Origin of the sequence: Reichenbachiella ulvae, from assembly GCF_025833875.1 — a bacterium.
In the GTDB taxonomy this organism is placed as follows: Bacteria; Bacteroidota; Bacteroidia; order Cytophagales; family Cyclobacteriaceae; genus Reichenbachiella; species Reichenbachiella ulvae.
On sequence record NZ_JAOYOD010000001.1, the window covers coordinates 3,675,991 to 3,702,697 of the forward strand.

Annotated in this window: 26 protein-coding genes; 12 read left to right on the top strand and 14 right to left on the bottom strand. The window is 41.5% G+C overall.

Annotated elements, in window-relative coordinates:
- From N7U62_RS14780 to N7U62_RS14790, 3 genes are read right to left on the bottom strand one after another with little or no spacing between them, the layout of a single operon-like run.
- Entirely contained in the window at nt 1–519 is a 519-nt protein-coding gene (locus tag N7U62_RS14780) for a DUF4269 domain-containing protein (RefSeq protein ID WP_264138766.1), read from the bottom strand.
- The gene (locus N7U62_RS14785) at nt 516–1,499 is read right to left on the bottom strand and encodes a YpdA family putative bacillithiol disulfide reductase (protein ID WP_264138767.1); all 984 of its coding nucleotides are present in this window, start codon (nt 1,497–1,499) and stop codon (nt 516–518) included. Before N7U62_RS14785 ends, N7U62_RS14780 begins: the two co-directional genes overlap by 4 nt.
- Before the next feature lie 2 nt (nt 1,500–1,501).
- Entirely contained in the window at nt 1,502–2,077 is a 576-nt protein-coding gene (locus N7U62_RS14790) for a 5-formyltetrahydrofolate cyclo-ligase (RefSeq protein WP_264138768.1), read from the bottom strand.
- 122 nt (nt 2,078–2,199) lie between these two features.
- On the opposite strand from N7U62_RS14790, the gene N7U62_RS14795 reads away from it, so the two are divergent.
- The 3 genes from N7U62_RS14795 (at nt 2,200) to N7U62_RS14805 (ending at nt 3,851) form a co-directional block, all read left to right on the top strand.
- Nucleotides 2,200–2,742, top strand: coding sequence for an RNA polymerase sigma factor (locus N7U62_RS14795; RefSeq protein WP_264138769.1), 543 nt, complete (start codon nt 2,200–2,202; stop codon nt 2,740–2,742).
- A 92-nt stretch (nt 2,743–2,834) separates the two neighbouring features.
- Nucleotides 2,835–3,092, top strand: coding sequence for a hypothetical protein (locus tag N7U62_RS14800; RefSeq protein ID WP_264138770.1), 258 nt, complete (start codon nt 2,835–2,837; stop codon nt 3,090–3,092).
- An 81-nt stretch (nt 3,093–3,173) separates the two neighbouring features.
- Complete coding sequence (locus tag N7U62_RS14805; protein WP_264138771.1) at nt 3,174–3,851, top strand: energy transducer TonB; 678 nt, start codon at nt 3,174–3,176, stop codon at nt 3,849–3,851.
- A 54-nt stretch (nt 3,852–3,905) separates the two neighbouring features.
- On the opposite strand, the gene N7U62_RS14810 is transcribed toward N7U62_RS14805, so the two are convergent.
- The 3 genes from N7U62_RS14810 to N7U62_RS14820 all read right to left on the bottom strand — a co-directional run bounded on the left by N7U62_RS14810 (nt 3,906) and on the right by N7U62_RS14820 (nt 7,585).
- Nucleotides 3,906–4,919 carry a glutamine synthetase beta-grasp domain-containing protein gene (locus N7U62_RS14810; RefSeq protein ID WP_264138772.1) on the bottom strand — a complete coding sequence of 338 codons (1,014 nt, stop codon included), beginning with the start codon at nt 4,917–4,919 and terminating at the stop codon, nt 3,906–3,908.
- Nucleotides 4,920–5,181: 262 nt separating this feature from the next.
- Nucleotides 5,182–6,213 carry an outer membrane beta-barrel protein gene (locus tag N7U62_RS14815; RefSeq protein ID WP_264138773.1) on the bottom strand — a complete coding sequence of 344 codons (1,032 nt, stop codon included), beginning with the start codon at nt 6,211–6,213 and terminating at the stop codon, nt 5,182–5,184.
- 109 nt (nt 6,214–6,322) lie between these two features.
- On the bottom strand, nt 6,323–7,585 hold the full coding sequence (locus tag N7U62_RS14820) for an ammonium transporter (protein ID WP_404818036.1): 1,263 nt from the start codon (nt 7,583–7,585) through the stop codon (nt 6,323–6,325).
- A gap of 514 nt (nt 7,586–8,099) precedes the next feature.
- On the opposite strand from N7U62_RS14820, the gene N7U62_RS14825 reads away from it, so the two are divergent.
- On the top strand, nt 8,100–8,444 hold the full coding sequence (locus N7U62_RS14825; protein WP_264138775.1) for a YraN family protein: 345 nt from the start codon (nt 8,100–8,102) through the stop codon (nt 8,442–8,444).
- A gap of 3 nt (nt 8,445–8,447) precedes the next feature.
- On the opposite strand, the gene N7U62_RS14830 is transcribed toward N7U62_RS14825, so the two are convergent.
- The 6 genes from N7U62_RS14830 to N7U62_RS14855 form a co-directional block, all read right to left on the bottom strand.
- Nucleotides 8,448–10,211 carry an AMP-dependent synthetase/ligase gene (locus tag N7U62_RS14830; protein WP_264138776.1) on the bottom strand — a complete coding sequence of 588 codons (1,764 nt, stop codon included), beginning with the start codon at nt 10,209–10,211 and terminating at the stop codon, nt 8,448–8,450.
- Between the two features lie 84 nt (nt 10,212–10,295).
- Nucleotides 10,296–11,153 (bottom strand): nucleoside phosphorylase, encoded by an 858-nt coding sequence (locus N7U62_RS14835; RefSeq protein ID WP_264138777.1) that lies wholly within the window; start codon nt 11,151–11,153, stop codon nt 10,296–10,298.
- An 88-nt stretch (nt 11,154–11,241) separates the two neighbouring features.
- Nucleotides 11,242–11,880 carry an acetyltransferase gene (locus tag N7U62_RS14840; protein WP_264138778.1) on the bottom strand — a complete coding sequence of 213 codons (639 nt, stop codon included), beginning with the start codon at nt 11,878–11,880 and terminating at the stop codon, nt 11,242–11,244.
- A 29-nt stretch (nt 11,881–11,909) separates the two neighbouring features.
- Nucleotides 11,910–13,136, bottom strand: coding sequence for a hypothetical protein (locus N7U62_RS14845; RefSeq protein ID WP_264138779.1), 1,227 nt, complete (start codon nt 13,134–13,136; stop codon nt 11,910–11,912).
- Nucleotides 13,133–14,410, bottom strand: a complete 1,278-nt coding sequence (locus tag N7U62_RS14850) for a DUF2851 family protein (RefSeq protein WP_264138780.1) — start codon at nt 14,408–14,410, stop codon at nt 13,133–13,135. Before N7U62_RS14850 ends, N7U62_RS14845 begins: the two co-directional genes overlap by 4 nt.
- 89 nt (nt 14,411–14,499) lie before the next feature.
- Entirely contained in the window at nt 14,500–15,081 is a 582-nt protein-coding gene (locus tag N7U62_RS14855) for an LOG family protein (RefSeq protein ID WP_264138781.1), read from the bottom strand.
- Nucleotides 15,082–15,211: 130 nt separating this feature from the next.
- On the opposite strand from N7U62_RS14855, the gene N7U62_RS14860 reads away from it, so the two are divergent.
- The 5 genes from N7U62_RS14860 (at nt 15,212) to N7U62_RS14880 (ending at nt 21,397) form a co-directional block, all read left to right on the top strand.
- Nucleotides 15,212–16,999, top strand: coding sequence for an ABC transporter ATP-binding protein (locus N7U62_RS14860; protein ID WP_264138782.1), 1,788 nt, complete (start codon nt 15,212–15,214; stop codon nt 16,997–16,999).
- A 141-nt stretch (nt 17,000–17,140) separates the two neighbouring features.
- Nucleotides 17,141–18,169: a TerC family protein gene (locus N7U62_RS14865; protein WP_264138783.1), complete on the top strand. Its 1,029-nt coding sequence runs from the start codon at nt 17,141–17,143 to the stop codon at nt 18,167–18,169.
- Between the two features lie 44 nt (nt 18,170–18,213).
- Nucleotides 18,214–18,696 (top strand): hypothetical protein, encoded by a 483-nt coding sequence (locus tag N7U62_RS14870; RefSeq protein WP_264138784.1) that lies wholly within the window; start codon nt 18,214–18,216, stop codon nt 18,694–18,696.
- A gap of 30 nt (nt 18,697–18,726) precedes the next feature.
- Nucleotides 18,727–20,763, top strand: a complete 2,037-nt coding sequence (locus tag N7U62_RS14875) for a CHU_0125 family OmpA-like outer membrane integrity protein (protein WP_264138785.1) — start codon at nt 18,727–18,729, stop codon at nt 20,761–20,763.
- Between the two features lie 214 nt (nt 20,764–20,977).
- Nucleotides 20,978–21,397: a DUF1987 domain-containing protein gene (locus tag N7U62_RS14880; protein WP_264138786.1), complete on the top strand. Its 420-nt coding sequence runs from the start codon at nt 20,978–20,980 to the stop codon at nt 21,395–21,397.
- Nucleotides 21,398–21,468: 71 nt separating this feature from the next.
- Here the strand turns inward: N7U62_RS14880 and N7U62_RS14885 are convergent, their stop codons facing one another.
- Nucleotides 21,469–22,002 (bottom strand): DinB family protein, encoded by a 534-nt coding sequence (locus N7U62_RS14885; protein ID WP_264138787.1) that lies wholly within the window; start codon nt 22,000–22,002, stop codon nt 21,469–21,471.
- A 61-nt stretch (nt 22,003–22,063) separates the two neighbouring features.
- Nucleotides 22,064–23,443 carry a DNA repair protein RadA gene (radA, locus tag N7U62_RS14890; RefSeq protein ID WP_264138788.1) on the bottom strand — a complete coding sequence of 460 codons (1,380 nt, stop codon included), beginning with the start codon at nt 23,441–23,443 and terminating at the stop codon, nt 22,064–22,066.
- Nucleotides 23,444–23,584: 141 nt separating this feature from the next.
- Between radA and N7U62_RS14895 the strand changes: the two genes are divergently transcribed.
- The 3 genes from N7U62_RS14895 to feoB all read left to right on the top strand — a co-directional run bounded on the left by N7U62_RS14895 (nt 23,585) and on the right by feoB (nt 26,690).
- Nucleotides 23,585–24,229: a PH domain-containing protein gene (locus N7U62_RS14895; RefSeq protein ID WP_264138789.1), complete on the top strand. Its 645-nt coding sequence runs from the start codon at nt 23,585–23,587 to the stop codon at nt 24,227–24,229.
- A gap of 121 nt (nt 24,230–24,350) precedes the next feature.
- Nucleotides 24,351–24,572 (top strand): FeoA family protein, encoded by a 222-nt coding sequence (locus N7U62_RS14900; RefSeq protein WP_264138790.1) that lies wholly within the window; start codon nt 24,351–24,353, stop codon nt 24,570–24,572.
- A 6-nt stretch (nt 24,573–24,578) separates the two neighbouring features.
- Nucleotides 24,579–26,690 carry a ferrous iron transport protein B gene (gene feoB / locus N7U62_RS14905; protein WP_264138791.1) on the top strand — a complete coding sequence of 704 codons (2,112 nt, stop codon included), beginning with the start codon at nt 24,579–24,581 and terminating at the stop codon, nt 26,688–26,690.
- The last annotated feature ends 17 nt before the right edge of the window (nt 26,691–26,707 follow it).

The following is a 26,707-nucleotide window of genomic DNA, read 5'->3' on the forward strand; positions in this document are numbered from 1 at the left end:
TTATTCCAAATCAAGCAATGCCTGATAGGGATTCCCTTTCAGGCCCAGGAGTTGGGCAAATGCCGGTTCGGTTTTCACTCCTTGTTTTTTCAAATCGATGATTTGTTTTCGAAAACGATCGCCTCTTTCTTGAAGAATTCGATGCTCTACTAACATATGTCGATAAGCATCTTGCTTTTGAGTAGGTACATTCTGACCAAAAATCTCGATATCATACCCCTCCTTTTCGAATTTCGCCACCACCGAAGCAATTTGATTGATGCTTTTTAGATGAACTTGAAAACTCGATTCGAACTGAAATTTTGATTTCAAAAATTGACCGAAATGCTCAAGATCTGAAACCTCGCAAATAATATCTAAGTCGCTACCTGCCACATCGATATTGATTGGAATCGTGCCAACCAAAATGGGGTGGTAAGGCTGTAACCACTCCATCCACCTTTGCTCTTGAAGCAACCGAAAAGCTTCGACTTGCCTGGGGCTGCCCTTACTCAGATAGTCAAGAGTCAGAAAATTCATGAAAGGTTGAGTTCTCTAGAGGCTATCTGCTCGATGATCACTTCTGCATGTATTCGCGAATTCTCAATGAACCATTTGTTGGTTTGCAGGCCTCCGCAGACCACACCTGCCAAAAACAATCCAGATACGTTCGTCTCCATGGTCTCAGGGTTATGGACTGGGGTCTTCATATCATCATCCCCGATCTGAATACCCATTCCTTCTAGAAATGGAAAGCTGGGCTGGTAGCCCGTCATGGCCAGTACAAAATCGTTATCAATCGTCACCGGTCCCTCAGGACTTTGGATATCCACCTCATGTTCGCGAATTTCTGTAATGGAGGAATTAAAGTATGCCTTGATCGACCCTTCCTTGATCCGATTGTCAATATCCGGGCGCACCCAATATTTCACCCGAGGATTGATCTCTGGCTCACGAACAACCATGGTTACTTCAGCGCCCTTTCTATAAGTTTCCAACGCAACATCTACTGCAGAATTGGCTGCTCCGATTACAATCACTTTCTGACCAAAATAAGGATGCGGCTCATCATAGTAGTGTTTCACCTTTGGTAGATCTTCACCTTTCACATTTAGCAAGAAGGGCAAGTCATAAAATCCAGTGGCCAAAATCACGTGTTCAGACTCATAAGTAGCCTTGTCTGTTTTGATGATAAACCCCTCGTCATTTTTTACCGATTCCACCTTTTCATATAGATTCACTTTCAAATCCCAAGTGGTAGTGACCCTTCGATAATACTCCAATGCCTCTGACCGGGTTGGTTTGCTATTGTGGGAGATGAAAGGCACTCCTCCTATTTCTAATTTTTCAGAGGTAGAAAAAAAAGTCATATTCATCGGATAGTTGTAGAGCGAATTGACCAGACAACCTTTCTCGATGATTCGATAAGTCAACCCTTTCTTCTCCGCTTCAATTCCACAAGCCAAACCAATCGGCCCTCCTCCAATGATGATGATATCGTATTTATTTTTTTCACTCATGATCAAAATTCATATGTCTTTAAGGGTGTCACACAATAGTCTAAAGGAATATCATACGGATCTGTATACGGAATGATATCTATCGGTGGCATCATACTCAACCCTACTTTTATACAATCTGGCCTGCACTCACTCAAAAACCGATCGTAATAGCCTTTGCCATACCCGATCCTATGCCCATTGCGATCAAAAACCACCATAGGCACCAATACCATATCGATAGCCGACACATCTACCTGTTTGCCAGAAACAGGTTCAGGGATCCCCCATTTGTTCACGCTAAGCTGATCTTTGGATTCGAACAAATAATGGGTCAAAGTATTTTGGTTCAAATCTGACCTTGATATGACAGCTTCTACTTGTTTTGCACCTAGGTTTTCTAAGATCCTCCACGTATTGACTTCACGTTGCTTAGTGATGGGTAGGAAAAGGTGTACATTTTGAATTTTCTTTTCAGACAAAAAAGCATCAAACCTCTGACTGATGGCTACTGATAACTGATCCGCCTGAAATTCGGACAACATTTTTCGTTTTCTTAAGAAAACTGTTCTTAGTTTTTCCTTGTCAATAGTGGCCATTGGAGCTCAAAATAAAGGCTTTCCAAATGAATTCGCTATCAAAAAATATTTTTTGATAGAATTATTGTGACTTTATTACAAGTTAGGGATTGAAAGGGTAAAGAATAACAAAACAGGCCAAAGTGAATCACTCAGAAGCAGATATTATACAAAGAGCGAAGGCTGACGTCAAGCACTTTGAGCCCTTGTACAACAAGTATTATGAATCGATATTTCGCTTCATCTATCGTCGGACGGACGAGGAGCAAGCGACGGCTGATATCACTTCTCGTGTATTTATGAACGCCATGAAGGCACTACCTAAATACGAAATACGTGAAGTAGGTTTTGGTGCATGGCTATATCGCATTGCCGCCAACGAAACCAATAAATATTTTCGTGAGACCAAGAAGCAGATGCATCTGAGTCTGGAAGATGAAAAAGTAAGTTTGGTCATGACCTGCGATCAACTAGAGGACCCAGAAGAAAAGCTATCTGTGTTGATGCAGCTTGTAGATGAACTAGAGGACGATGAGATTCAAATACTGGAATTGAAATTTTTTGAGAATAAGAATTTTAAAGAAATCGCTTTCATTTTGGACAAGAAGGAAAGTGGGATAAAGATGCGATTGTATCGCGCATTGGATAAATTGAAAGAGAAATTTGATTCGATACGAAAGGCCTAGCCTTATTAATTATTTAGTAATCAATAGATGACTGATTTAAGAAAAGTGAAAAAAACAGCAACATTTTCGCATTCGTCATAAGTAGAAGAATCATGACAAAATACGATATCAGATTGAGGCGAGAGGCTGTAAAAAAGAGCCAAATAGAAAAGCACAAGGACTTTAGAACCTTGAGTGATCTCGTGCAGCAAGAAAAAAGATCTACTTCCACTCGAAGGTTATGGATCTTGCTGGTAGCGGCTGTGTTGATATTGGGCATGATGGTCGTGGGTACCATCAGAATACTAAACCCACCCAAACAAGAACAAAAAGAAAACGTCGATCAAATGATTTTCGACGAATTCAAATAAAAAGAAATACATAATTAAGGCTCATCCCGGGAGCAGTCTTAGTTCTGTGATTGAATATTTAACCATTTAAAATTTACAATTATGGAATTGAGAAAAAATCCAGATATCGATCTGGAACGCAAAAGAGGAATGTTTTTTAGTATTGGCCTATTGGTCAGTTTGTCACTTGTCATTACCGCATTTCAGTGGAAAACTGAAGTGACTGTCTATGACTTACCTTATACACTTGAGGAAAAAGACGCATTGATATTTATGGAGCCGGTGGCTACTATTATCCATCCACCCGAACGACCAAAACCTATAGAAAGAAAGTCCATCCAGGCTCCGGTGTTTGTAGAAACTAACGTGGAAATAGAAGAAGTATTGGAAACAATTCCGGAAGCAGAAGAGATTGATTTTAATGACATTATAATTGATGAGCCGATCAAGGAAGAGGAACCAGAGGTTTGGACTGGAATAGTAGAACAAATGCCTGAGCCTACTGGCGGAATGGCCTCATTCTATAAGTTTATCAGCAAAGAAATGAAATACCCTAGTCAGGCCAGAAGAATGGACATTGAAGGCCGAGTATTCGTGCAATTCATCGTAGACAGGGATGGCTCATTGTCCAACATAGAAGTAATCAAAGGTATAGGCGGGGGATGTGACGAAGAAGCTGCCAGAGTCTTAGCAAAAGCGCCTAAATGGAATCCAGGTAAACAAAGAGGTAAGGCTGTACGTGTGAGAATGATTGTACCTATTCATTTCAGATTAAACTAAACAAAAAAAGGGCATCCAATAGATGCCCTTTTTAAATTTAAACTTATGCTTTGCTTATTTAACAGTCTTAACTGTTTTGATAATTCTTGCAGCCACTTTGTAAGGATCTGCGTTAGAAGCAGGTCTTCTGTCTTCCAAGTATCCTGACCATCCGTTGTTCTTAGTGTACAATGGAATACGGATAGAAGCACCTCTATCAGAAACTCCGTAAGAGAAATCAGTGATAGCAGCAGTTTCGTGCTTACCAGTCAAACGCTGATCGTTGTAAGCTCCATATACTGCGATGTGCTCATCTACTACGCTTCTAAATGCTTCACATACTTCTTTGATCTTAGCTTCAGATGCAGCAGTTCTGATCAAAGAGTTAGAGAAGTTAGCGTGCATACCTGAACCATTCCAGTCTAGTTGACCTAATGGTTTTGGGTGATAGTTGATAGAAAGACCACCATATTTTTCAGTCAATCTTTCCAACATGTATCTTGCTACCCAGATTTGGTCACCTGCAGATGCAGCGCCTTTAGCCATGATCTGGAATTCCCACTGACCAGCAGCTACTTCACCGTTAGTACCTTCGATATCTAGACCTGCCTCGATACAAAGTTCCAGGTGCTCGTCTTTAATATCTCTACCGAATACGTTTTGTCCACCTACACCACAGTAGTATGGTCCTTGTGGAGCTGGGAAACCACCTTCTGGGAAACCGATAGGTCTGTTGGTAGTGTTGTCCCAGATGAAATATTCTTGCTCAAATCCAAACCAGAAATCATCATCCTCATCATCGATCAAAGCACGACCATTAGATTCATGAGGTGTTCCATCAGCGTTTAATACTTCAGTCATTACTAACCAACCATCTTTAACAGCCGGATCAGGGCATACAAAGACTGGTTTCATGATACAGTCAGACGAACCGCCTTCTGCCTGCTCAGTAGAGCTACCGTCAAAAGACCAATCTGGTAAGTCTTCCAACTTTCCGCTGAAATCATCTACCAATTTCGTTTTACTTCTCAAAGATTGTGTAGGCTTATAACCATCAAGCCAAATGTACTCCAATTTAGATTTTGCCATTTTCTATAAGTATTTAATAATTTTCTAATTCTAAGCTTTTTTTCAATTATTGGGTCTGTGTTGTTAGAGCAGATGAGTATTATCTGGCGATGCTTTCGACTGAAAGCGTACGTATTTCTACGGAATTCAAATTTAGCAACTTTTTTGAAACCAGCCTTATCCAGTGCCAGTCAATTCAGGGAGCAACTCAAAAAGTATTTGGAGCGATGCATGCACCACCCCAAATACTTAAAATTGCTTAAACACTTAATAAAAGTTCTTATTAGAATGCGTATACAGCAGCAATTGTGAATGAAGACAAGTTGCTACCATATGTTGGGTTGATTGGGTCACCTGATACATCGATACCATCAGCATCTTCGATCACCTCATCAGCTGAATAGATATCAGTTCTGATTTCTGGGATAATAGTCAAATTTCCAATTGAATAGTTTGCAGATAAAGTTAGGTCAATTACATTTTCTTCAAATGTAATTGCTCCAACACCTTGATCAGAGAAATATTCCCCTCTAAGGCCAAGAGAAAAATCATCAGAGAATGAATTCTGTAAGTAAAGTGCACCACCATAGAAGCTATCAGAAGCAGTAGTTGCATTCACTCCTAAATAGAAAGACTCACCCAAGTCCCATCCTGCAGTTAAGTCAGCCTGGAAGAAATCATCATCAAACAAGAAGTTCAAATAAACTCCACCATATCCTAACTGAACACCTCCAAGGTATCTTCCAGTTGGGTTGAAGTCAGTTAAATCTGTTGGGTTAAACACACCCAACATAACACTGAAATCACCAAATGCCATGTCTGCTTTCAAACCAGAGTGAGAGAACGGTCCGTATGAGAACATGTAAGAAGTAGAGTAGTTGAAGTTAGCTGTTGGAGAAATAACTTCGTATCCCAAGAAAGTATTGAAATTACCTACTGTCAACGTCACAGCGTCACTAACATTCCAATAGGCGTACAATTGGTTAACAATGCTTGAAGAAGCAGTAGTAGAACCAAACACTGCATCAGTACCTCTTGGTCCGAAAGCTAAATCAGCAACAAATCCAGTTTTTTCGCCGTCCAAACCAACAATAAGATTAGCCATACCAAGGGCAAAACCAGTTTTATTTGCAAATGAAGTTCCTGGCGCAATAGTTCCTCCAGTTCTTTCATCATTGGTACCATTCAAGTTTACTCTGTAATAAGCATCTACACTACCCGAGATAGACAATGCTGGTGATTCTTCATCCTGTGCAGTCGCTGCAAAAGATGCTACTAGCAAAGCTGCTAACAATACTCTTGTAAAATTTTTCATTATTAGTTTTATTTAGAGTTGAAATTAAAATTTTGAGAAAAGACCTGTTCAGCCGTGTTCGCACCACGGTACGAACAGGTCTTCTTTTTTATATCTTAAGATGTAAATCTTATTCGTCGTAAATGATAGTGTAACCTCTGATTCCGTGCTCGTGGCTATCCAAACCTTCAGTTTCGTGTTGTTCAGATACTCTCACACCGATAGTCAGTTTCAAGATGTAGAACAAGATGAAAGCGATTGGGAATGCAACAGCACCGTAAGCCAATACACCGATCAATTGAGTCATGAATGAGAACTCACCGATACCGAAGATACCAACAGCAAGTGTACCCCAGATACCACAAGTCAAGTGAACAGAAACAGCTCCTACAACATCATCCAATTTGAATTTGTCCAAAGTGATAGCAGACAATACTACCAATACACCAGCAACAGCTCCGATAATCAATGCAGAAGGAACAGATACTACGTCAGCACCGGCAGTGATACCTACTAGACCAGCAAGGATACCGTTCAACACCATACCCAGGTCCATTCTTTTGAACACGATTTTAGCAGTGAAGAATCCGAAAAGACCTCCAGTACATGCAGCAAGACAAGTAGTCACCAATACATAAGAAGTCAAATCTGGATCAGCAGAAAGTACAGATCCACCGTTGAATCCGAACCACCCTAACCAAAGTAGGAAAACACCGATTACTGCCAAAGGAACAGAAGCACCTGGCTTGTCGATTACTTTTCCGTCTACGTATTTTCCAAGACGTGGTCCGATGATGATGATACCAGCTAGTGCACCCCATCCACCTACAGAGTGAACCAAAGTAGAACCAGCGAAATCATAGAATCCCATCATATCTAACCATCCAGCACCCCATTTCCATGAACCTAACCATGGGTAAACAAGACCTACGTAGATTACTGTGAAGATCATGTAAGCAGAAACTTTCACACGCTCAGCGATAGCTCCAGATACGATTGTAGCTGCAGTAGCTGCGAACATACCCTGGAACAAGAAGTCAGTCCAGTAAGTGTATCCACCTCCAGCGTAATCGATAGAAGCACCGTCACCGGCATCTAAAAATGGACCTGCAAATCCGAAGATTCCAGCGTCACCTTCAGCAAATCCTGGATACATCAGGTTGAACCCGCAGATATAATAAGTCAAAAGACCTATGATCGGCGTGATCGTGTTTTTGAAAAGGATGTTAACTGTGTTTTTGGATTGTCCAAAACCTGCCTCAACACCCGCAAAGCCTAAGTGCATGATAAACACTAAAGCAGTAGCCAACATCATCCAGATGTTGTTTGCAGTAAAAAGCGCTACAGCTCCTTCGGTAGCCTCAGCAACTACCTCCGTAGACATCTCGCTCATTACATTAGTCAAAATTGTCATAGCAATAATTTTAAGTTTAAAATAAATTTATAGTCTTAATCAGCCTTTAGATTCCGACTGCTGCAAAGTCGAAACCGCTGAAAAATTCACTTTTTGACATCACCATAGACCAGTTAAAAACCTGCTAAACCGGAGGTGACTTTCAGAGATTAATAATTTTCTCAGCTGCTAAAGTAACAAAACCACGTAGAACTACTTAGTTGACCTGCATAAATTATCCTGATTTCGGCAATATTTATAGTTTTTACAATTTTCTAGTTATTTCTTTAATTATTTTCAAATTCAACTACCATAATGTAGCATTACATGAATTATTCTCAATAAAAGGGTTATTTTTTTATCTAGAAACAGCATTACACAGGGTTATTACATTTTAATTACTGCGTTTTAACAGGTTTTTTACTTAAATTATTAATACGTAATCACCGCAGACCCAAGCTAAGAACAAGTCTACTTACGTATATTTGTTAAGTAAGCGACCATCTATCATGACATGAACACAAATAAAATCACTGGAGACAAAGCCGAAAGGCTGGCTGAAGACGCACTAAGGCAAAATAAATTCGAAATCCTGGAAAAAAACTTTAGGTATAAAAGAGCAGAAATAGACCTGATTGCAAAGCAGGATGCTTTAATACTTTTCGTAGAGGTAAAATATCGTAAAAATGAAAATTATGGTTATCCCGAAGAGTTTGTTAGTGAAAATCAACAGCGATTAATATTGGAAGCCGCAGATCACTACTTAAACCAAATAGACTGGAAAGGGGAAATAAGATTCGATATCATGGCTGTTAGTTCAGATTTAAAAATCACTCACTTTGAAGATGCATTTCATTAAGGACTAGGCATAAAAATCATCCACCAGATCAGCATACTTTTCTAGAATCACTCTTCTCTTCAACTTGAGCGTAGGCGTCAGCTCCCCCGTATCTATACCCCAGGAATCTGTCAGCAATTTGTACTTTTTCACTTGCTCCCAATTACCGAAACTACGATTTCTCTTTTCGATTTCAGTAGCAAATAGTTTTTCCGTGGCAGAATCCATTAGCAGTGAATCAAAATTTGCATGCTTCACGCCATGTCGCTCGGCCCATTCATGTAAAGCTTCCTGATTAGGCACGATCAAAGCAGCTGGAAACCTACGTCCTTCACCCAGGACCATAATCTGTTCGATAAAAGGAGATTCCTTGAACTTATTTTCCATCAGCTGAGGAGCAATGTATTTACCTCCAGAAGTTTTGAACATTTCCTTTTTCCGATCAGTAATACGTAGAAAACCGTCAGTCAAATCCCCTATATCCCCCGTATGGAACCAATCATCGGCCATTACAGCAGCACTCAAATCTGGCGCTTTATAATAACCCATCATTATATTTGGACCTTTGCATAGGATTTCACCATCTTCAGCGATCTTCACTTCTATTCTATCCAACAGCTTACCCACAGTACCGACCCTAACCCCATCTTCGAACGGAACATTAAAGGCAACTCCAGGAGACGTCTCTGTCAAACCATACCCTTCACATACAGGAATCTCTGCCGCCCAGAACACTCTAGCCAAACGAGGTTGCAATGCTGCCGCCCCTACTAATATATATTGCATCCGACCTCCCAAAGCCTCTCTCCATTTAGAGAAGATCAATTTTCGAGCGATAGATAGCTGAAAGTTGTACCACCAACCCATGTCTTCAAATGGTTCAAACTTCAACCCTAACTTGACTGCCCAAAAAAACAAGGCCCTCTTTATACCCGAAAGCTCGTATCCCTTGGCCATGATTTTATCATAAACCTTCTCGAGCAGCCTAGGCACGGTCGTAAACATATTGGGCTGTATTTCCTTCAAATTTTCACCAATCGTCTCCATGCTTTCAGCATAGCAAATGGAGATCCCAGAATAGAAATAAAAAAATGATGCCGTTCGCTCCAGTATATGACACAGCGGTAGAAAGCTTAAAGCCTTACTACCTACATCAAGCAAACCTCTTAGCGCTGTCTTTACAGCGAGTGCATTACTCACCACATTATCATGACTGAGCATTACTCCTTTGGGCCTGCCTGTAGTCCCTGAGGTGTAAATGATGGTAAACAAATCGGTGGATTGAACCGAATTCATTCGTCGTTCAATTTCCTTTATATCCCCCGATGGATCCAATGAAAGAATCTGCTTCCAATTGTCCACCACACCCAGGTCATCAAATGAATATACATGCTCTATCGTATTGGCTTGTTCCATAGCGCCAGCTACTTTCTTCATGATTTCATCATCCGCCCCAAAAACCACTTTAACTTCAGCATGATTAAAGATATAAGCATAATCATCCGCGTTAATGGTAGGGTACATCGGAACAGAGACGGCTGCAATCTGGGAACATGCCTGATCAACAAAATTCCACTCTGGGCGATTAGGAGATATTATAGCAACCTTATCCCCTGGCTCAACACCCAACTTGATAAGCCCAAGGGCCAGCTTGTTGACAATATCAATTACATCCTGTGTACTGTATTCGAACCAGTCACCATCTACTTTTGCAGATAGACAAACCTCTAAAGGGTAATTTTGAAATTGATAATGAAGAAAATCAAATACGCGAGTGGGTGTTTCCATAATCTTTGCTTAGAAGCAATAATTTAACAAAAAAAGGAAACATTTATTCTTTATGAAATAAGATAGCTCTATTAAAAATTGAAACTACAACCTATCTAACACCTTTTTGATCAATGAATCAATCACTCGATCAGGATTTTTCGAGAATTTATTCTTAGCCCGGTTGGCAATGATGGCGTTCAGACTTAGTACTTCATGCCCCATCAATCTACCCAATGCATAATAACCAGCCGTCTCCATCTCAAAATTGGTGAGCCAAAAATCATCCATATGAAAATACATTAGGTCTTCCATCAGATGTGGATAACGCTGATCGATCCTAATGCTTCTGCCCTGTGGTGCATAGAATCCCGGTGAGGTTACGGTATTGCCGCGAATCATATCGAAAGCAAATTGCTCGCGAAGTACAGTAGAGCCTTCTACACAATAGGGCTTGAATGGAAAATCTAAATATTGACGAAGCTTGTTGGTCAGCATATTTTCGAACCCAGTCTGACGTAGATTATAAAAAGTCATCAAGGTGTCCAGACCTATACCATAATCTGACACCAAATGTGAGCCTAACCTTAAATCCTCCTGCAAACTGCCTGAGGTCCCTATCCTGATGATGTTGAGCTTCTTGTGTTTTTCTTTGACCTCACGCGTCTTCAGATTGATATTGACCAAAGCATCCAGCTCGGTCATGAAAATCTCGACATTGTCCGTTCCCATCCCTGTACTGATGACAGTCACGTCCTTGCCCTTGTAGCTTCCCCGATGCGTGATAAATTCCCTACGATTCATCTCAAAATCGATAGAATCGAAAAGCTGACTGATACGAAACACACGACTCGGATCACCCACAGTCAGTATGGTATCAGAAATATTTTCAGGCTTTAGATTGAGATGATAGACACTACCATCCTTGTTCAATATTAAATCAGTTTCGGAGATTGTCCGCATATAGGTAATAGCTCAAGATCCGAAGGAAAGATAATAAAAAGCCTCTGATTGTACGAACTAAGGGTCGTTACAATATTTGAGTCATGAATTATTTCTTGATTTCTGCAGCAGGATTACCAAAAACAGTCGATTTAGCTTCTACATCAGCGATCACAACAGATCCAGCTCCAATGCGTGCCCCTTTACCAATCTTAACACCGGAAACAATCACAGAACCCGATCCGATAAAAACGTCATCCTCTATCTGCACCCCTGAACTCACCACTGCTCTAGCACCAATCTGAACCAAATCTCCCAATTTGCAAGAATGATCTACGATGGCACCCGTATGTAGCAAACAATGATTTCCGATTTCGGTACCCGCTCCTACTACAGCGCCAGCATTGATAAAATTGCCATGACCGATATGACTAGTTTTAGCCATTTCGACAGTATTATGAACCGCATTGACCGGCATTTTCTTGCGCTTTCCAGTCAACATTTTGGCCAGGCTCTTTTTCTCTTTATTGTCATCAGACGCGACAAAAGCTTCGCATTTCTTTCCGATCAATTTGAGATAACCATCATCCGAGGTATCACCCAAAACGGAGACGTTATCGATTTCTGTGCCGTGTAGTTCCTTATGGTCATCCAAAAAACCATACACCACATTACCATTTGATTCGAATATTTCAAGAGCAGCTCTACCCAAGCCGCCTGCACCAAAAATTATTACCGGATTGTCCATGCGGCAAAGTTATATTTATTCATCAAGCTTTATTGGTTCGCTCGATTCAAAAATCCCCTTTTCAAATTAAAAACCAGAAATAAGAGCACAGGCATATAATACACCTTGTATCTGGCAACCGTACCGAGGTTTGGCACACTGTAGGCTAGCAGCCCTGCACAAAGCAAGACATAAATCAGCGACACGATTGCCTCGATGTTCACCTCATGACTTTCTTTCTTAATCCAAAACCCTATGGCTATTAGTAGCAAAGCAAAATTTTCTGTTCCGCTCAAAATGGCCGGAAAAGTAAAACTCTCAAATGCAAGCGGTCGAATAATAGCAGAGTAGGTATAATAAAAAACATCTGCAAACACCCCCATCACTCCAGATAAACCCGAGCCATTCAACCCATTTACTTCATCCGATTTTGTCAAAATCCAGTCATGGTTTTGCTGTACTACTTGCAAAAATTCTAACCCCCGAAAATTCGGACTCAACCAGTATAGAAACACATAGGCCGGAAAAATCATCAGAACGGCTATCAACAATGATTTTGAAAGGCCATGCCATCGTTTCCAGAAGTCAAATTCCAAGTGATAAAGCCTTAAGAAAATCAAAGCAGGCAACAGCAGTGCCGCTATATAATATTTGATCACGATCAAAAACACCAAACCGCAAACAAGTAATAAATAATCCCATATTCTAATCTGTCTGGCTCTTAATCTGGCATAAAAACCCACAACGATTACAAAAGCGGCAAAACCAATACTTTCCTTGAGCAATCCTGAAGACCAAAACACCAGGGAAGGAATGAACATGAACGAAAAGAAAAAGGGCATCCGATAGCTCTCATTCCATTTGCAGAATGACTTCAATCCGTAAATAGAAGAGGCGAAACTAATAAGTGAGAAATAAACAGCGCACAGCCAATAATCAAGCTGCCCCAAATAAACCATCAGAGAAACCCCTCTCGTGAACCATATCGCTCGAACGGGCTGACTGCTCTGAAGCGGTTGGGTGAGCTCCAACCAAAAATCCTTGAAGGGAAGTAAAGCCATCTGCCTGGCCTGTTCATAGTAACTCCAGGTATCTCCCCCTTGATAATGGTATTGATAAAGTAGCCCTAAGCCCAAACCTGCCAGAACCTTAGCTGCAAGTGCTGCATAAAAAAGCTTACTCGAAAGTATCTCCCTGCTATATCGCCAAAGCCAATATACCAGCCCAGAAAGGACAGAAACATGTATAAGGTATATAAATAGGAGTTGCAAGGTCAACCTGATATGAGCTTAAGCCCAATTTTACAGGAAAGGCATTTCTTTTTCAAACAAAACTCGTTCTTCAATTCAATCAAAGCCTGTGTGTCAAAAGCATTTTCTGGCTCCATACCTAAGGCTTCCCAATCGCTGATGATGTGATTTTTTTCTGGTTTGAGCGATTGCAGCAGATCCACCGCCTTGTCCATATAGCTTAGACTAGCGGTCTCCTGTGCATAAGCGGCCAGCAATACTGCAGCTACATTGACCAGTAAAACATCCACACTTGCCTCGCCCAACCCATTCATCTTGCGAGACGATTCTTTCCCAAAATCATAATGATTCACCCAATACTCCGGGTTAGTAATTTGAAATATCTTTTTTAACTCGCCAGTATTTTCGCTTTGTAAGATGAATTGAAAAAACTTCGAATTTAGATGAATCAATTGTGCCAACTGAGCCAGACGAACAGTTGGGAAATTCGCAGGACGCATGCGCAAAAACTTCCACTCCACCTTAATCATTTGCTTTGGCTCCAGGTTGTATTTCTGTCTTAGATAGGAATAGATCTCCTTTAATTGACCATGATAGGTATCCATAGATTCACCTTCCAAAAAACCAGCCATTCCGAAAAGCAATGCTTCCAATTCTTCTCTCTTAGAGCCATGCTTAATTAAAATTTTGAAAGGAAGGGATTGAGCCAACTTCAACATAGGTTCGGCATTTTTCTTGAAGCCAAAAGTCTTCGCAATCAACTGATAAGAGGTTTCTTCCCACGAACCCGTATTGTCACTATGCAAAGACAATAACTCCTCTGACTTTCTTTTGAGGCGGGCCACAGCTGCATGATCGAGCATCGCCATTTTATCAATCGACCTTACCTCAGCAAACCGTTTTTCACATGGGATGCTGGATGGAAAATTGACCAAATCATTGCAGCGTATGATCAGATCAAGAGATATCAACTTTTTTAATTCTAGGGTGGGAATTGACTCCCCATCTTCTCTCCGACATTCAGAATCTGCATTCCAAACTACATGCAGGATGACTGTATTGTATTTGGGATCAAGGTGGTGATTGTGATTTTTCCAATCGGAGGCATTGACATGGATCTCCACACTACCAAACCATTTGACCTCACCTATCATCAGCTGAGATTCGAGAAAATCTGGTCCAGCGTCATGATTGTGGTGACCAATGGAGTGAATACTTACAGAAGAGCCTGTAGTAGTTTGCAGATTCGTTTTATCGAATTTCTGGTGCTTCCAGACAAAATGTAGAAATGATTCTTGCATAGTTGGCTATAATTGGCTCAACAATGCTGCTTGTCAAATAAAAGGAATAACCAACGAATCTGCAAACTAGATAAGGCGCAAAAAACTTCTTAAACGAGCCCGAGCTTCTGTCTGTGATCTGTTTTAGTGGTTTCAAAAGATTCTAAATCTTCTAGGAGTCCTTCTACAGAGTCGTTGATCACAAAAAGATCCAGATTTTTTTCTTTGATCAGCCCTTGTTTCAGCATGTGGTCAAAAAAGACCATCAATGGATCGTAATAGCCATTAACATTCAAAATACCAATCGGCTTCTGAATCAGACCCAATTGACTCCAGGTCAAAATCTCCATCAATTCCTCCAAAGTACCAAAACCACCAGGCATAGCGATGAATGCATCTGCTCTGTCTGCCATACTGGTTTTTCGCTCATGCATAGATTCCGTCAATACGATCTCCGTCAATCTATCGTGGGTGATTTCTATTTCATCCAAAAACTTAGGTACCACTCCCACTACAAAACCGCCATTGTCCAGGCAGGAATCAGCCGCTGCCCCCATGAGCCCCTGACCTGCTCCACCATATATTAAGGTGATTTCCTTTTCAGCAAAGGATTTGCCCAACTCCTGGGCTGCTTCTTTAAATGTCGAAATATTTCCAGTGGACGAGCCACAATACACACAAATACCGTTCATAGTTCAATTCAATGTTGTTTTACAAATATCTAAAATATATCCTGCCTCAAGACATTATTGGCAAATAATCCATATCGATTGTACCATAAGCCAGAGAACCTTACTTTTGCGCAAATTATCCGAGAGTGAAATGGCACGAGAGAAGTTAAAGGACGAAGAAAAACGCAAGCTAAATAGTGAAAATCTAAAGAAGCTATATAGCATATTCGAATACCTAATCCCCTACAGATCCAAATTCGTAATCGGTCTCATTTTTTTAGTTGTTGGTAGTTTTTTGCTTCTGGCCTTTCCTTATGTAGCTGGTAAGCTGATAGATGTAGCCAGTGGTGATAGTAGCTGGATTTTGACCGACATCAATCAAGTCGCAATAGCCTTACTTGGCATTCTTTTTCTTCAAGGCATCATTTCCTATTTCAGGGTTTATCTTTTTGCTCAGGTGAGCGAAAACGCCATGTCTGACATTCGCTCAGAACTGTACCGACGAATTATTCATCTTCCGATTGCATTTTTCGACAAAAACCGAACAGGTGAACTCATGAGTAGAATGACAGCAGATGTCAGCATGCTTCAAACTACCTTTTCCACTACGCTAGCGGAACTTATCAGACAAATAGTGACCTTGATCGTCGGTTTAAGCATGATTTTCATCACTACCCCAGCTTTAAGTTTGTTTATGCTCGCGGTGTTACCGGTTATCATCATCGCTGCAATGCTCTTTGGGAAGAAAATCAGAAAACTCTCTCGCAAGTCTCAAGACGAACTAGCGGTATCCTCCACCATAGCCGAAGAAACCTTTCAGTCAATCCTGGCTGTCAAATCCTTTACCAACGAGAACTTTGAGAAAAAACGATTTGGCTCAGCTCTGGATCAAGTGGTACAAGCAGCCATCCATGCTGCCAAATACCGAGCGGGGTTCATCTCTTTCATCATTTTCGCACTTTTTGGCGCTATGGTAGCGATCATATGGTATGGTGCTACCCTATTACAAAATGGTGAAATGAGCATGGGTGACTTGATCTCATTCGTACTATACACTTCCTTTATAGGAGGTTCGATAGCAGGATTGGGTGACTTGTTCGGTCAACTGCAACGCGCCATTGGAGCATCAGAACGTGTGTTAGAAATCCAGGAAGAAGCTACCGAAGAGTATCAGGAAAAATTCACGGGAGAGACCAAAATCAAGGGCAATATCAAGTTCGAAGATGTGACCTTTGCTTACGAAAGCAGAAAAGACATCCAGGTCCTCAACCACCTCAGCCTCAAAATTGAGCAAGGCCAAAAAGTGGCTTTGGTTGGAAAAAGTGGTGCAGGAAAAACCACTGTGGCACAATTGCTCATGAGATTATACGATGGCTACCAGGGCAGCATAGCCATCGATGGAAAAGAAATTACAGATTACGAACTACGAGCTCTACGTGGCAATATTGGTATCGTACCTCAGGAGATCATCCTATTTGGAGGATCTATCAGAGAAAACATCGCCTATGGAAATCCTGAAGCAAGTGAAGAGGAAATTCTAGCTGCAGCAGAAAAAGCCAACGCCCTTGACTTTATCAATTCCTTCCCAGAAGGACTGGATACTCAAGTGGGTGAAAGAGGTGTAAAATTATCTGGAGGACAAAGACAAAGAATCGCTATTGCGAGAACCATCTTGAAAAATCCAGCCATCTTGATTCTGGATGAGGCGACCAGTTCTCTGGATGCCGAGTCAGAAAACCTTGTACAGCAGGCTTTTCACGAATTGATGAAGAACCGCACAACCTTAATTATTGCACACAGATTAGCCACAATTAAATCGGCAGACAACATTTTCGTGTTAGAAAATGGAGAGATTACAGAAACCGGAAATCACGAAAAGTTATTTGCGAATAGTGAGAGCACTTACAACCATCTGGTCAATCTACAATTGGTCGAATAATTCCGGGCATTAACCGCCTGATTTACAATGCTTATCTAAACCGTGAAAAAGTGTTTCTTGAATGTATCAATTATATGTTATATTATGGCTTTCTTTGTGGCAATGACATTTTTGCAAAGCAGCATCTAACGACTTGATTGAATGAAATTGATACTGACGAATCTTTTTTCCGGAACCAATGAACTACTTCTATTTGGAGTATTTGGTGTCGTGATCATATTATTTCTCGCGGTTGACCTGGGATTGGTTCATAAGGGACCTAAAAAAATCTCTCAAAAAGACGCACTACTACAAACCATCTTCTGGATTTTCGTATCCTGCATCTTTGGAGGTTTGATCTATTACTTTGGAGGAGGTTCGCAAGATGCGCTTGAGTATTTCTCTGCCTACGTAACTGAGAAAGCACTATCTGTTGACAACATTTTTGTCATCCTATTGATACTGCGCTACTTTAAGGTGAAAGACGAATACTACCACGACATTTTGTTTTGGGGGATTTTGGGCGCGATTGTATTCCGTGCGGTCTTCATCTTCCTAGGCGCTTTGTTGATCGGCGAGTTTCACTGGATTCTATACATTTTCGGAGTATTCCTGATCTACTCAGGAGTCAAAATCTTCAACGAAGATGAAGATATGGACATCGAGCCAGAGAAAAACATCCTAATGAAATGGGCGAAAAAGGTGCTACCGATTTCTAAAGAAGACAAAGGAGGCAGGTTCATCTTCAGAGAAAAAGGAAAATTGTGGTTCACTCCATTGTTTCTGGTTATCCTGCTTATTGAGTCTACTGACTTGATTTTCGCAGTGGATTCTATTCCAGCAGCTTTTGCCATTAGCCAAAACGAATTTGTGATCTATACTTCAAATATTTTTGCAGTTATGGGATTGAGAGCCATGTTCTTTTTATTGGCCAATATTCTGGACAAGTTCTATCTGCTTCAAAAAGGCCTTTCAGTCGTATTGGTTTTCATCGGTGTTAAAATGCTACTCGAATGGAGTCTGATACAATCGGCTTTCCAAATGGTAGGAATTGAACATGCGCATATTCCGATCATATGGTCGTTCATTGTCATCATGTCTGCCCTGACCTTTTCTATCGTTTTGTCGGTTATCTTCCCTCAGCAGCCAGAAATCGTTGAGCCGGTAGAAACTAGCAAGGAAGAAGCGTAGCCTTTTGGCTCATTTTTTCGTTAGCAAACAAAAAAGGTTGAGTTATGATTGTTTCTTTTGACGAACTACCTGGTACTGCCAGGGTATGGATTTATCAGGCAGATAAAACTTTTGGACAAGCGGATTTGGAAGTAATTGCTGAGGAAGCCAACAAATTCTTTGATGGCTGGGCGGCACATGGTGCTCCTCTCAAAAGCAGTTACAAAGTCTTTCACGACAAATTTTTAGTAATAGCGGTAGACGAGCAATTCAATCAGGCCAGTGGCTGTTCGATAGACGCCTCTGTAGGTTTAGTTAAAACACTTGAGCAAAAATTAGGAATCAATTTCTTCGACAGAAGCAAAGTTTGCTTCCTTGTCAACGACGAGATTTTCGAGAGTTCGCTTACTGAAATCAAGCAGCTCGTAGAGCAAGGCAAAATTCAATCTGACACTCCTACATTCAACAATCTGGTCCCGAACAAAGATGAACTGGAAAGCAGCTGGATCATTCCAGCAGAAGAAAGCTGGTTGAAAAGGTATTTTTAAGTCGCTAATCTTTCATTAGATTGCTAAGAGATGAAAAGTATTAATCCACGCATAGCTATCGGGCTAGTAGCGCTATTCGTTGCGTGCAGCCCTCTTAAACAAGGCAACAAAAGCTTTGAGGCAGGCGAATACAGCACCGCCATTCATCAATACAAAAGAGCACTCAAGAAAGACGACCCTGTTTCCAATTACAAATTGGCAGAGGCCTATCGTCATTCCAATAAAATCAAAAAAGCAGAGCCCTACTATAAAGCTGCTATTGACAATGGCATAGAAGAAGAACAGGCCTATTACTACTATGCACAGGCGCTAAAGTCGAACAAGAAAGAAGAAGAGGCCAAAAAAGTACTCGAAGACTACCTGGCCAACAAAGGCGAACAAGAGGAAGTCGTATTATGGGCTCAAAGAGAATTGGATAACCTCAACCGAATGGAAGAGGTCCGGTCAAAAGTCAGTTATTTCAGAGTTAAAAATCTTGATGATATCAATACTGAATTTGCTGAATATTCTCCAGTCTACAACAATGGGTATCTGTACTTCACTTCCAATAGAGATGGCGGCAAAACCTACAAAGGCACTGGCACCCCCTTTACAGACATCTACAGAGTAAGAACTCGTGGAGCGAAAGTCGATATTGAAACGCTTCAACCTCTGGACGAAATCATCAATGATCCTAACATCAATGAGGGATCCATCACGATGTCCGAAAATGGCAGGACTTACATTTTCGCCAAAGCCAATAGTGGTAAGGCGAATGGAACTGAGGAAGTGAACCTGTATTTCACTCGATACAGAAACGGACGCTGGAGCGAACCCAGACCCATTTCGGTGAACAAAAGAGAAGCCTGGGACTCGACACCAGCTCTATCCCCTGACGGCACTACTCTTTATTTCTCTTCCAATAGAGAAGGGGGATACGGTGGGCTGGATATCTATACTGCAACCCTCAATCGCCGTGGTAGATGGGTCGATGTTAGAAACATGGGGCCAGAAATCAACACTCCGGGAAATGAAATTTTCCCATATGTAGGAGGAACTGGCGTGCTATACTTTTCATCCGACGGTCATCCTGGGTTTGGAGGACTGGACCTATTTGAAGCCACCAGAAATTCAGGGAAAGTGGTCATGGAAAATCTAGGTCAGCCGATGAATTCTGCCGGAGATGATTTTGGATTGTTCCTCTTCAATCCATCAAGAGGCTTTTTCACTTCCAACAGAAAAGGAGGCAAAGGAGACGATGACATCTACACCTTTGTGAATGACGACCCGAACCTGAAAATTGTCAACTACTACCTAACAGGTACGACACTAACTCCTAACCAAACTGGCGAACTTGAGCCTCTGCCCAACACCAAAGTAGTATTGGTCGATGAGGAAGATGGCATCATAGCAGAGGTCTTTACAGAAGCAGATGGAAAATACCGATTTAGAGTTTTTCCAGAAGAGAACTATAACCTGATAGCCGAAAAGGAAAATTACTTTACTACAAGAATTGACTTTTCGACCATTGGCAAATCACTGGATAAAAAGAAACTGGAAGAAATGGTGACCAATGTGGAATTCCAGCAGGATTTACCACTCAACCAAATCGTTATTGAAAAGCCGATCGTCCTCAACAATATCTATTATGATCTGGACAAGGCTGATATCAAACCCGAGGCAGCCAAGGAATTGGACAAATTGGTAACCATAATGAAGGACAATCCGGAAATCACGATCGAGTTGAGTTCGCATACGGATGCACGAGCTGACCATGATTACAATATGAATCTTTCTCAGCGCAGAGCTGAATCTGCTGTCAAGTACATTATTTCTAATGGTATAGAGAGCAAACGATTGGTTGCCAAAGGATATGGCGAAACCAAACTGATCATAGAAGATGCCGAAACTGAAATAGAACACCAGCAAAACAGACGTACTGAATTCAAAGTGACAAAGTATAACGTCGTGCACGAAGAGGAAGAAGAAGGGGATTTTGAATTTGGAGAAGAAGATAAAGAATCAAAAGAGGACTATGATGACACAGATAGATTCTTCTCTGATTTAGATGAAGACACTGAAAATTAATTGTTCTTATAAGAATTTTTCTTATTTTGGACCCGCTCACCCTATGACCTGTTCGGTTATATATTTAAGAGTGACAAACCAATCGCTTTCAATTGATAATTAAACACTAATTTTTTGTCTATTGAAGATTTAGGAGAATCCTGTATTTTTTATGTGCTCGAAATTCTCCATTTTTGATTAACCAGTTTTAAGAAAATATATAGACATATTCACCATGAAAGGATTTTTTATAAGAGCGACCAGAATTACACCATCGATTTATTTCAACCCTCAAAAAGGCCTGTTGGATATACGAGGAAAGTCTAGTCCCGAAAATCCCCTTGCATTCTATAAGCATCTTCACGAAAGCATCGATGCATTTGGAAATACAGATACTCCAAATTTGGTTATGAATATCGCCTACGAATATTTCAACACCAGTTCTTCCAAATGTATCTACATCCTATTCAAGAAGGTAAACGACCTGAGAATGGATAAAGGCAAGCAGGTAAAAGTAAACTGGTATTTTGAAGAAGGCGATGAGGATATGCAAGAAGCTGGAGAAGATTTGAGTTCATTCTTCAACTATGACTTCAACTATGTCGAAATCCCTGAAATCAATGTATTGGGAGACATGAAAGAAGAAGAGAAGTAAACATAATTTGAAACCATAAAAAAGGCCTGTTTCTAACGAAACGGGCCTTTTTGCTTTAGTCTTTATTGAGATTAGTTCATCTCCTTGCCCTGACTCCATGGAGGAGTAATCCCCATGAAACGTGCATAGGCTATAAACTGCCCCTTATGTTCAGCACAATGACTATTGGCTACTCCCATGATATTTCTTTTGGTAAAGGTTCCGAATGGCAACTCTACCTGTGTGGTCAAGTCATCTTGCGCAACCGCATTGGCTGCCTGATCGATGTAGTCGAATGATTCGTTAATCGCCTTGAGTAATTGTGCTTTGGTTGTCAAAGTCTTTTCAAATGATTGCCAATCCTTACCGGATTCTGGAAGTGGAGTAGTAGCTAAAAAGCTTCCAAACATGTAGTTGGTTGCTGCTATATGAGCCACAACTTCTGACACTGAGCGCACGTCATCACTGCTTTTCCAGCTTATTTTATCCTCAGGAATCGCATTGATTAACTGTACGATATGGTTTTTGTTGTAAGCAGTACCTCCGGTGAATTCCTGCTGAACGGTAGGCGCCTGACCATAAGACATCATCGGCACCAGGATGAATAGATAGATTAGTTTTTTCATAAAAATGTATGTTTTGATTTCACTGTCAAACGCTAATTCAAAGCAATTAGTTTCAAGTGTATCAAACTGAACTAAGCCCTTTGAATACCTCCACTATATTGCTAACCAAGTGGATTTTGATTTTGTACTTACTGGCATCTATGGCCTTTTTGTTCAGTGCAGAAATGTAGATTTCTGAAAAGCCAAGCTTTTCTGCCTCAGAAATACGGTTTTCGATGCGATTCACCGCTCTGACTTCTCCTCCCAGCCCTACCTCACCAGCAAAGCATATATCTGATGAAACCACCTGCTCCTCATGCGAAGAAACAATCGCCACGCATATACTCAGATCCAGTGCTGGGTCATCAATCTTTAATCCTCCCGCTATATTCAAGAATACATCTTGATTGCCCAGCCGTAAACCTCCACGCTTTTCCAATACTGCTAATAGCATATTGAGACGCTTGGCATCATAGCCTGTAGTAGATCGCTGAGGCGTACCATAGGCAGAAGTGCTAACCAGCGCCTGTGTCTCTATAAGCAATGGTCGATTGCCCTCGATAGATGCACCGATAGTCACGCCGCTAAGGGCATTGTCCTTATTTGAGATCAATATCTCAGAGGGATTAGTGACCTGCCGCATGCCATTGCCCAGCATTTCATATATCCCGATCTCTGAGGTCGATCCAAATCTGTTTTTGATGGTGCGAAGTATCCGGTAGCTCAAATGTCTATCTCCTTCGAATTGCAAGACAGTATCCACCATATGCTCCAATACCTTTGGGCCAGCAATGGTACCTTCCTTAGTGATATGACCGATCAGAAAGACCGGAACATTCGTCGACTTGGCAAACTGCAGTAGCTCTCCTGTACATTCTCTGACCTGACTCACACTGCCAGCCGAGCTTTCGATCTTCGAACTATAAAGCGTCTGGATAGAATCCACAATCAATACATCCGGCTCAATCTGTCGCACCTGTTGGAAGATCTGACTCACGGATGTTTCCGCCAGGAGGTAACAATTATCCGAGCTCAGCTCCGTCATCCGCTCTGCGCGCATTTTGATCTGCTGGGGACTCTCCTCTCCTGATACATAAAGCACCTTTCGGTCCTGCATCATCAGTGCCATCTGCAAAAACAGTGTGGACTTACCGATGCCTGGCTCTCCACCGATCAGCACCAGCGAACCTGCGACAATTCCTCCACCCAAAACTCGATTGAGCTCTAAATCCCCAGTAGACAATCGATCATTCTTTTCCGCTTTGACCTCCTGTATCTTAACCGGTTTATTTGGTGTACCTTTTGATTCCGTCTCTGTCCAGATCTTGGTGTTTTTGGTATTGCTTTCTACTACCTCCTCCACATAAGAATTCCACTCTCCACAACTACTGCACTTGCCTACCCACTTGGGAGATTGGGCACCACAGTTTTGACATAAATAAACGGTTTTTGTCTTGGCCATAAGCTTTAATGAATTGGAGTGCAAAATAGTAAATCGATGAGTCCAATAAGCAAGTAGGAATTGATAAATTCAGATAGTTCTTTGTCAATTAATCAAAGCTGTTTACTATTGAGGTTTATCCATTGTAATTTTCAAATCGACATGAGAACCAACCAAAGAATTATCAAATTCGCATTATCAGCCATCTTATTTTGCTTCGCTATAGTCTCGAATGTAAAAGGACAATCCTTCAGTATTTTAGGATTCAACACTTCTGCTGTAGATGAATACACGAGATTTAATGAAGGTTACTATTATGACTACAAGGGAAGAAAAATTCATGGTTCGATTAAATTGATTCGATCAAATTTCTCAGTATTCGGATCACAACCTACAACCTTTAAAGTCAAAACGGCCAACAAGGGTAAAATCAAGATAAGTTACAGGGAAGCTAAAGCTGTAATTATAGGGACAGATAGCTTTGCAGTAGTTTCAAACATTAGAATTAATAAGGCGCAAGTCTCTCACTTCCGAAAAGACTTTGCCAAAGTACTAACCTTAGGAAAAATCAACGCCTACACCCATTATTGTCAAAGTTCAGATGGCAATCGTTCATACAAATTCAACACCCTGGTATTACAAAAAAATCAAAGGGTAGTGAGTTTAAATGACAAAAGAAGAAACAGAGAAGCTTTTGAAGCTCTGATAGCAGACAATCCTGAATTATACCAAAAAGTAAAAGCTACCAAGAAAAATGAATGGCTAGGTATGGTGAAAGATATTGTCCTGGAGTATAATGAATCTTGATGATTAGCTAATCAAAACGGTGAATTGAATGAGAGCTGATACATCTCATAGTTCTTGACTTGCAGGCCAAGACCAAAAGGAATACATTTGCCCTTATTTTAATTAATTCTAAATAAGGAAAATGGAACGGTCAGCGGCGGACCTAAGCCCCGGACAAAAGGGGATGGTCAAAGATTTTACAGATGAATACATTTCGCTCAAATTGATGGAAATGGGTGTGCTGCCAGGTACCGAAATCGAAATGCGCTTCGCTGCGCCCCTCGGAGACCCTATCTGTGTACATGTTTCGGGTTATGCGCTCTCCCTGCGCGTAGAAGAGGCCAAAACCATCATTCTTTCCTGATTAAATATGAGTAGAGCCATCAACGTCGCACTAGTCGGCAACCCAAATGCCGGTAAAACATCTGTGTTCAACCTCCTCACCGGAATGAACCAAAAGGTAGGTAATTTCCCAGGAGTGACCATGGACAAAGTTTCCGGGGTTTATAACCACAATGGTCAGCAGGTCAATGTACTGGATCTACCCGGCACCTACAGCATTTACCCGCGATCCATGGACGAGCGTGTGGTTTTTGACTTCCTTAGCGACGAGCATGCCCCTGACTTCCCTGACAAAATCATCGTAGTAGCAGACGCCTCCAACCTGGAACGAAACCTGCTTCTATTCTCCCAAATCAAAGACCTGGGCCAGCCGACCATTCTGGTCCTGACTATGCTGGATATCGCCAACAAGCAAAGCATCAACATCGACCTCACTGCACTGGAAACGGAGTTCAACACCACAGTAGTCACCATCAATGGTCGAAAAGGCGAAGGACTGAACGAATTAAAAGATGCCATTCTATCGGACTGCCATTCGGAATACAAGCCCTTTTATGATGTCAATGAACTTTCCCCTGAGATCATTCCCGTCATCAAAGAAAAATTTGATCTGGCCAACGACTACATCAGCTACCAGTACGCGCAGCAGACCTATAGCAAAACCTTTCTGAGCAACGAGGACAAAGAATTTATCGCCGAGGCTAAGGTCAAATACAACTTTTGTGACCGTCAGTTTCAGACCACTGAAACAGTTGAGCGCTACAAAACCATCCGCAGCAAACTAGAGCAGGTCATCACCCGATCGCAAAAAATGGGTGAGGTTAAGAACCGAACCAGCAAACTGGACGCCATCTTGACGCACAAGGTCTACGGTTATTTGATATTTCTCTCCGTGCTATTCGTGATGTTCCAGGCCATATTCGAATGGGCTAACCCTTTCATGGACTGGATTGATTTTGGTTTCGGGCAGCTGAGTGCACTAGCCAGTAGCTACCTGCCTGCGGGTGTCCTGACCAACCTGATAGCAGAGGGGATCATCCCTGGCTTAGGCGGAGTAGTTATCTTCATCCCACAGATCGCCATTCTCTTCTGTTTCATATCTATTCTAGAAGAATCGGGCTACATGGCCAGAGTGGTATTCCTGACAGATAAAATAATGAGGAAATTTGGTCTGAATGGTAAGAGTATCGTTCCTCTGATCTCTGGAGTAGCATGTGCGATACCCGCGATCATGGCTACCCGAAATATCGAAAGCTGGAAAGATAGAATCATCACCATTTTCGTAACTCCCTTCATGAGCTGCTCGGCTCGTCTACCGGTTTATGCGATATTGATTGCCCTGGTCATTCCAGAAACCAAAGTGCTCGGCATCTTCAATCTACAGGGGCTTACCCTTATGCTGCTGTATTTATTAGGCTTTTTTGGGGCGATATTTTCTGCCCTAATCCTACAAAAAATTCTGAAGGTAAAAGAGCGAAGCTACTTCATCATGGAGCTACCCGTCTACCGCTGGCCAAAATGGAAAAATGTATGGTTGACTATTTTTGCCAAGAGCAGGACTTTCGTGTTCGAAGCAGGTAAAATTATTTTGGCCATCTCCATCATTCTTTGGGTATTGGCCTCTTATGGTCCAGGAGAAAAAATGGAAAATGCTGAGGCAGCCATTACCGAAACCAAAAGCCACCTGGAACCAGGCTCGGACGAGTTCGAGCAAGCGGTATCTTCTTACAAATTGGAAAATTCTTACGCTGGCATCCTGGGTAAAACGGTAGAACCCATCATCAAACCTCTAGGGTATGACTGGAAAATTGGAATTGCCCTGATTACTTCCTTTGCAGCCAGAGAGGTATTTGTCGGTACGATAGCCACTATCTATAGTGTGGGCGGTGACGATGGGGATGAAAGCACCATCAAGGAAAAACTGGCAGCCGAAAAAGATCCAGAAACAGGCGAACCGATGTACGATTTTGCCCTGGGTCTGTCGCTGATGATATTCTATGCCTTTGCGATGCAGTGCATGAGTACCCTGGCAGTGGTCTATCGAGAAACCAAATCAATCAAATGGCCGATGTTGCAGCTTTTTTATATGTCAGGACTGGCCTACATTTCAGCTTTAGTTGCGTATCAACTACTGAAGTGACTTAGAATAAAACATTC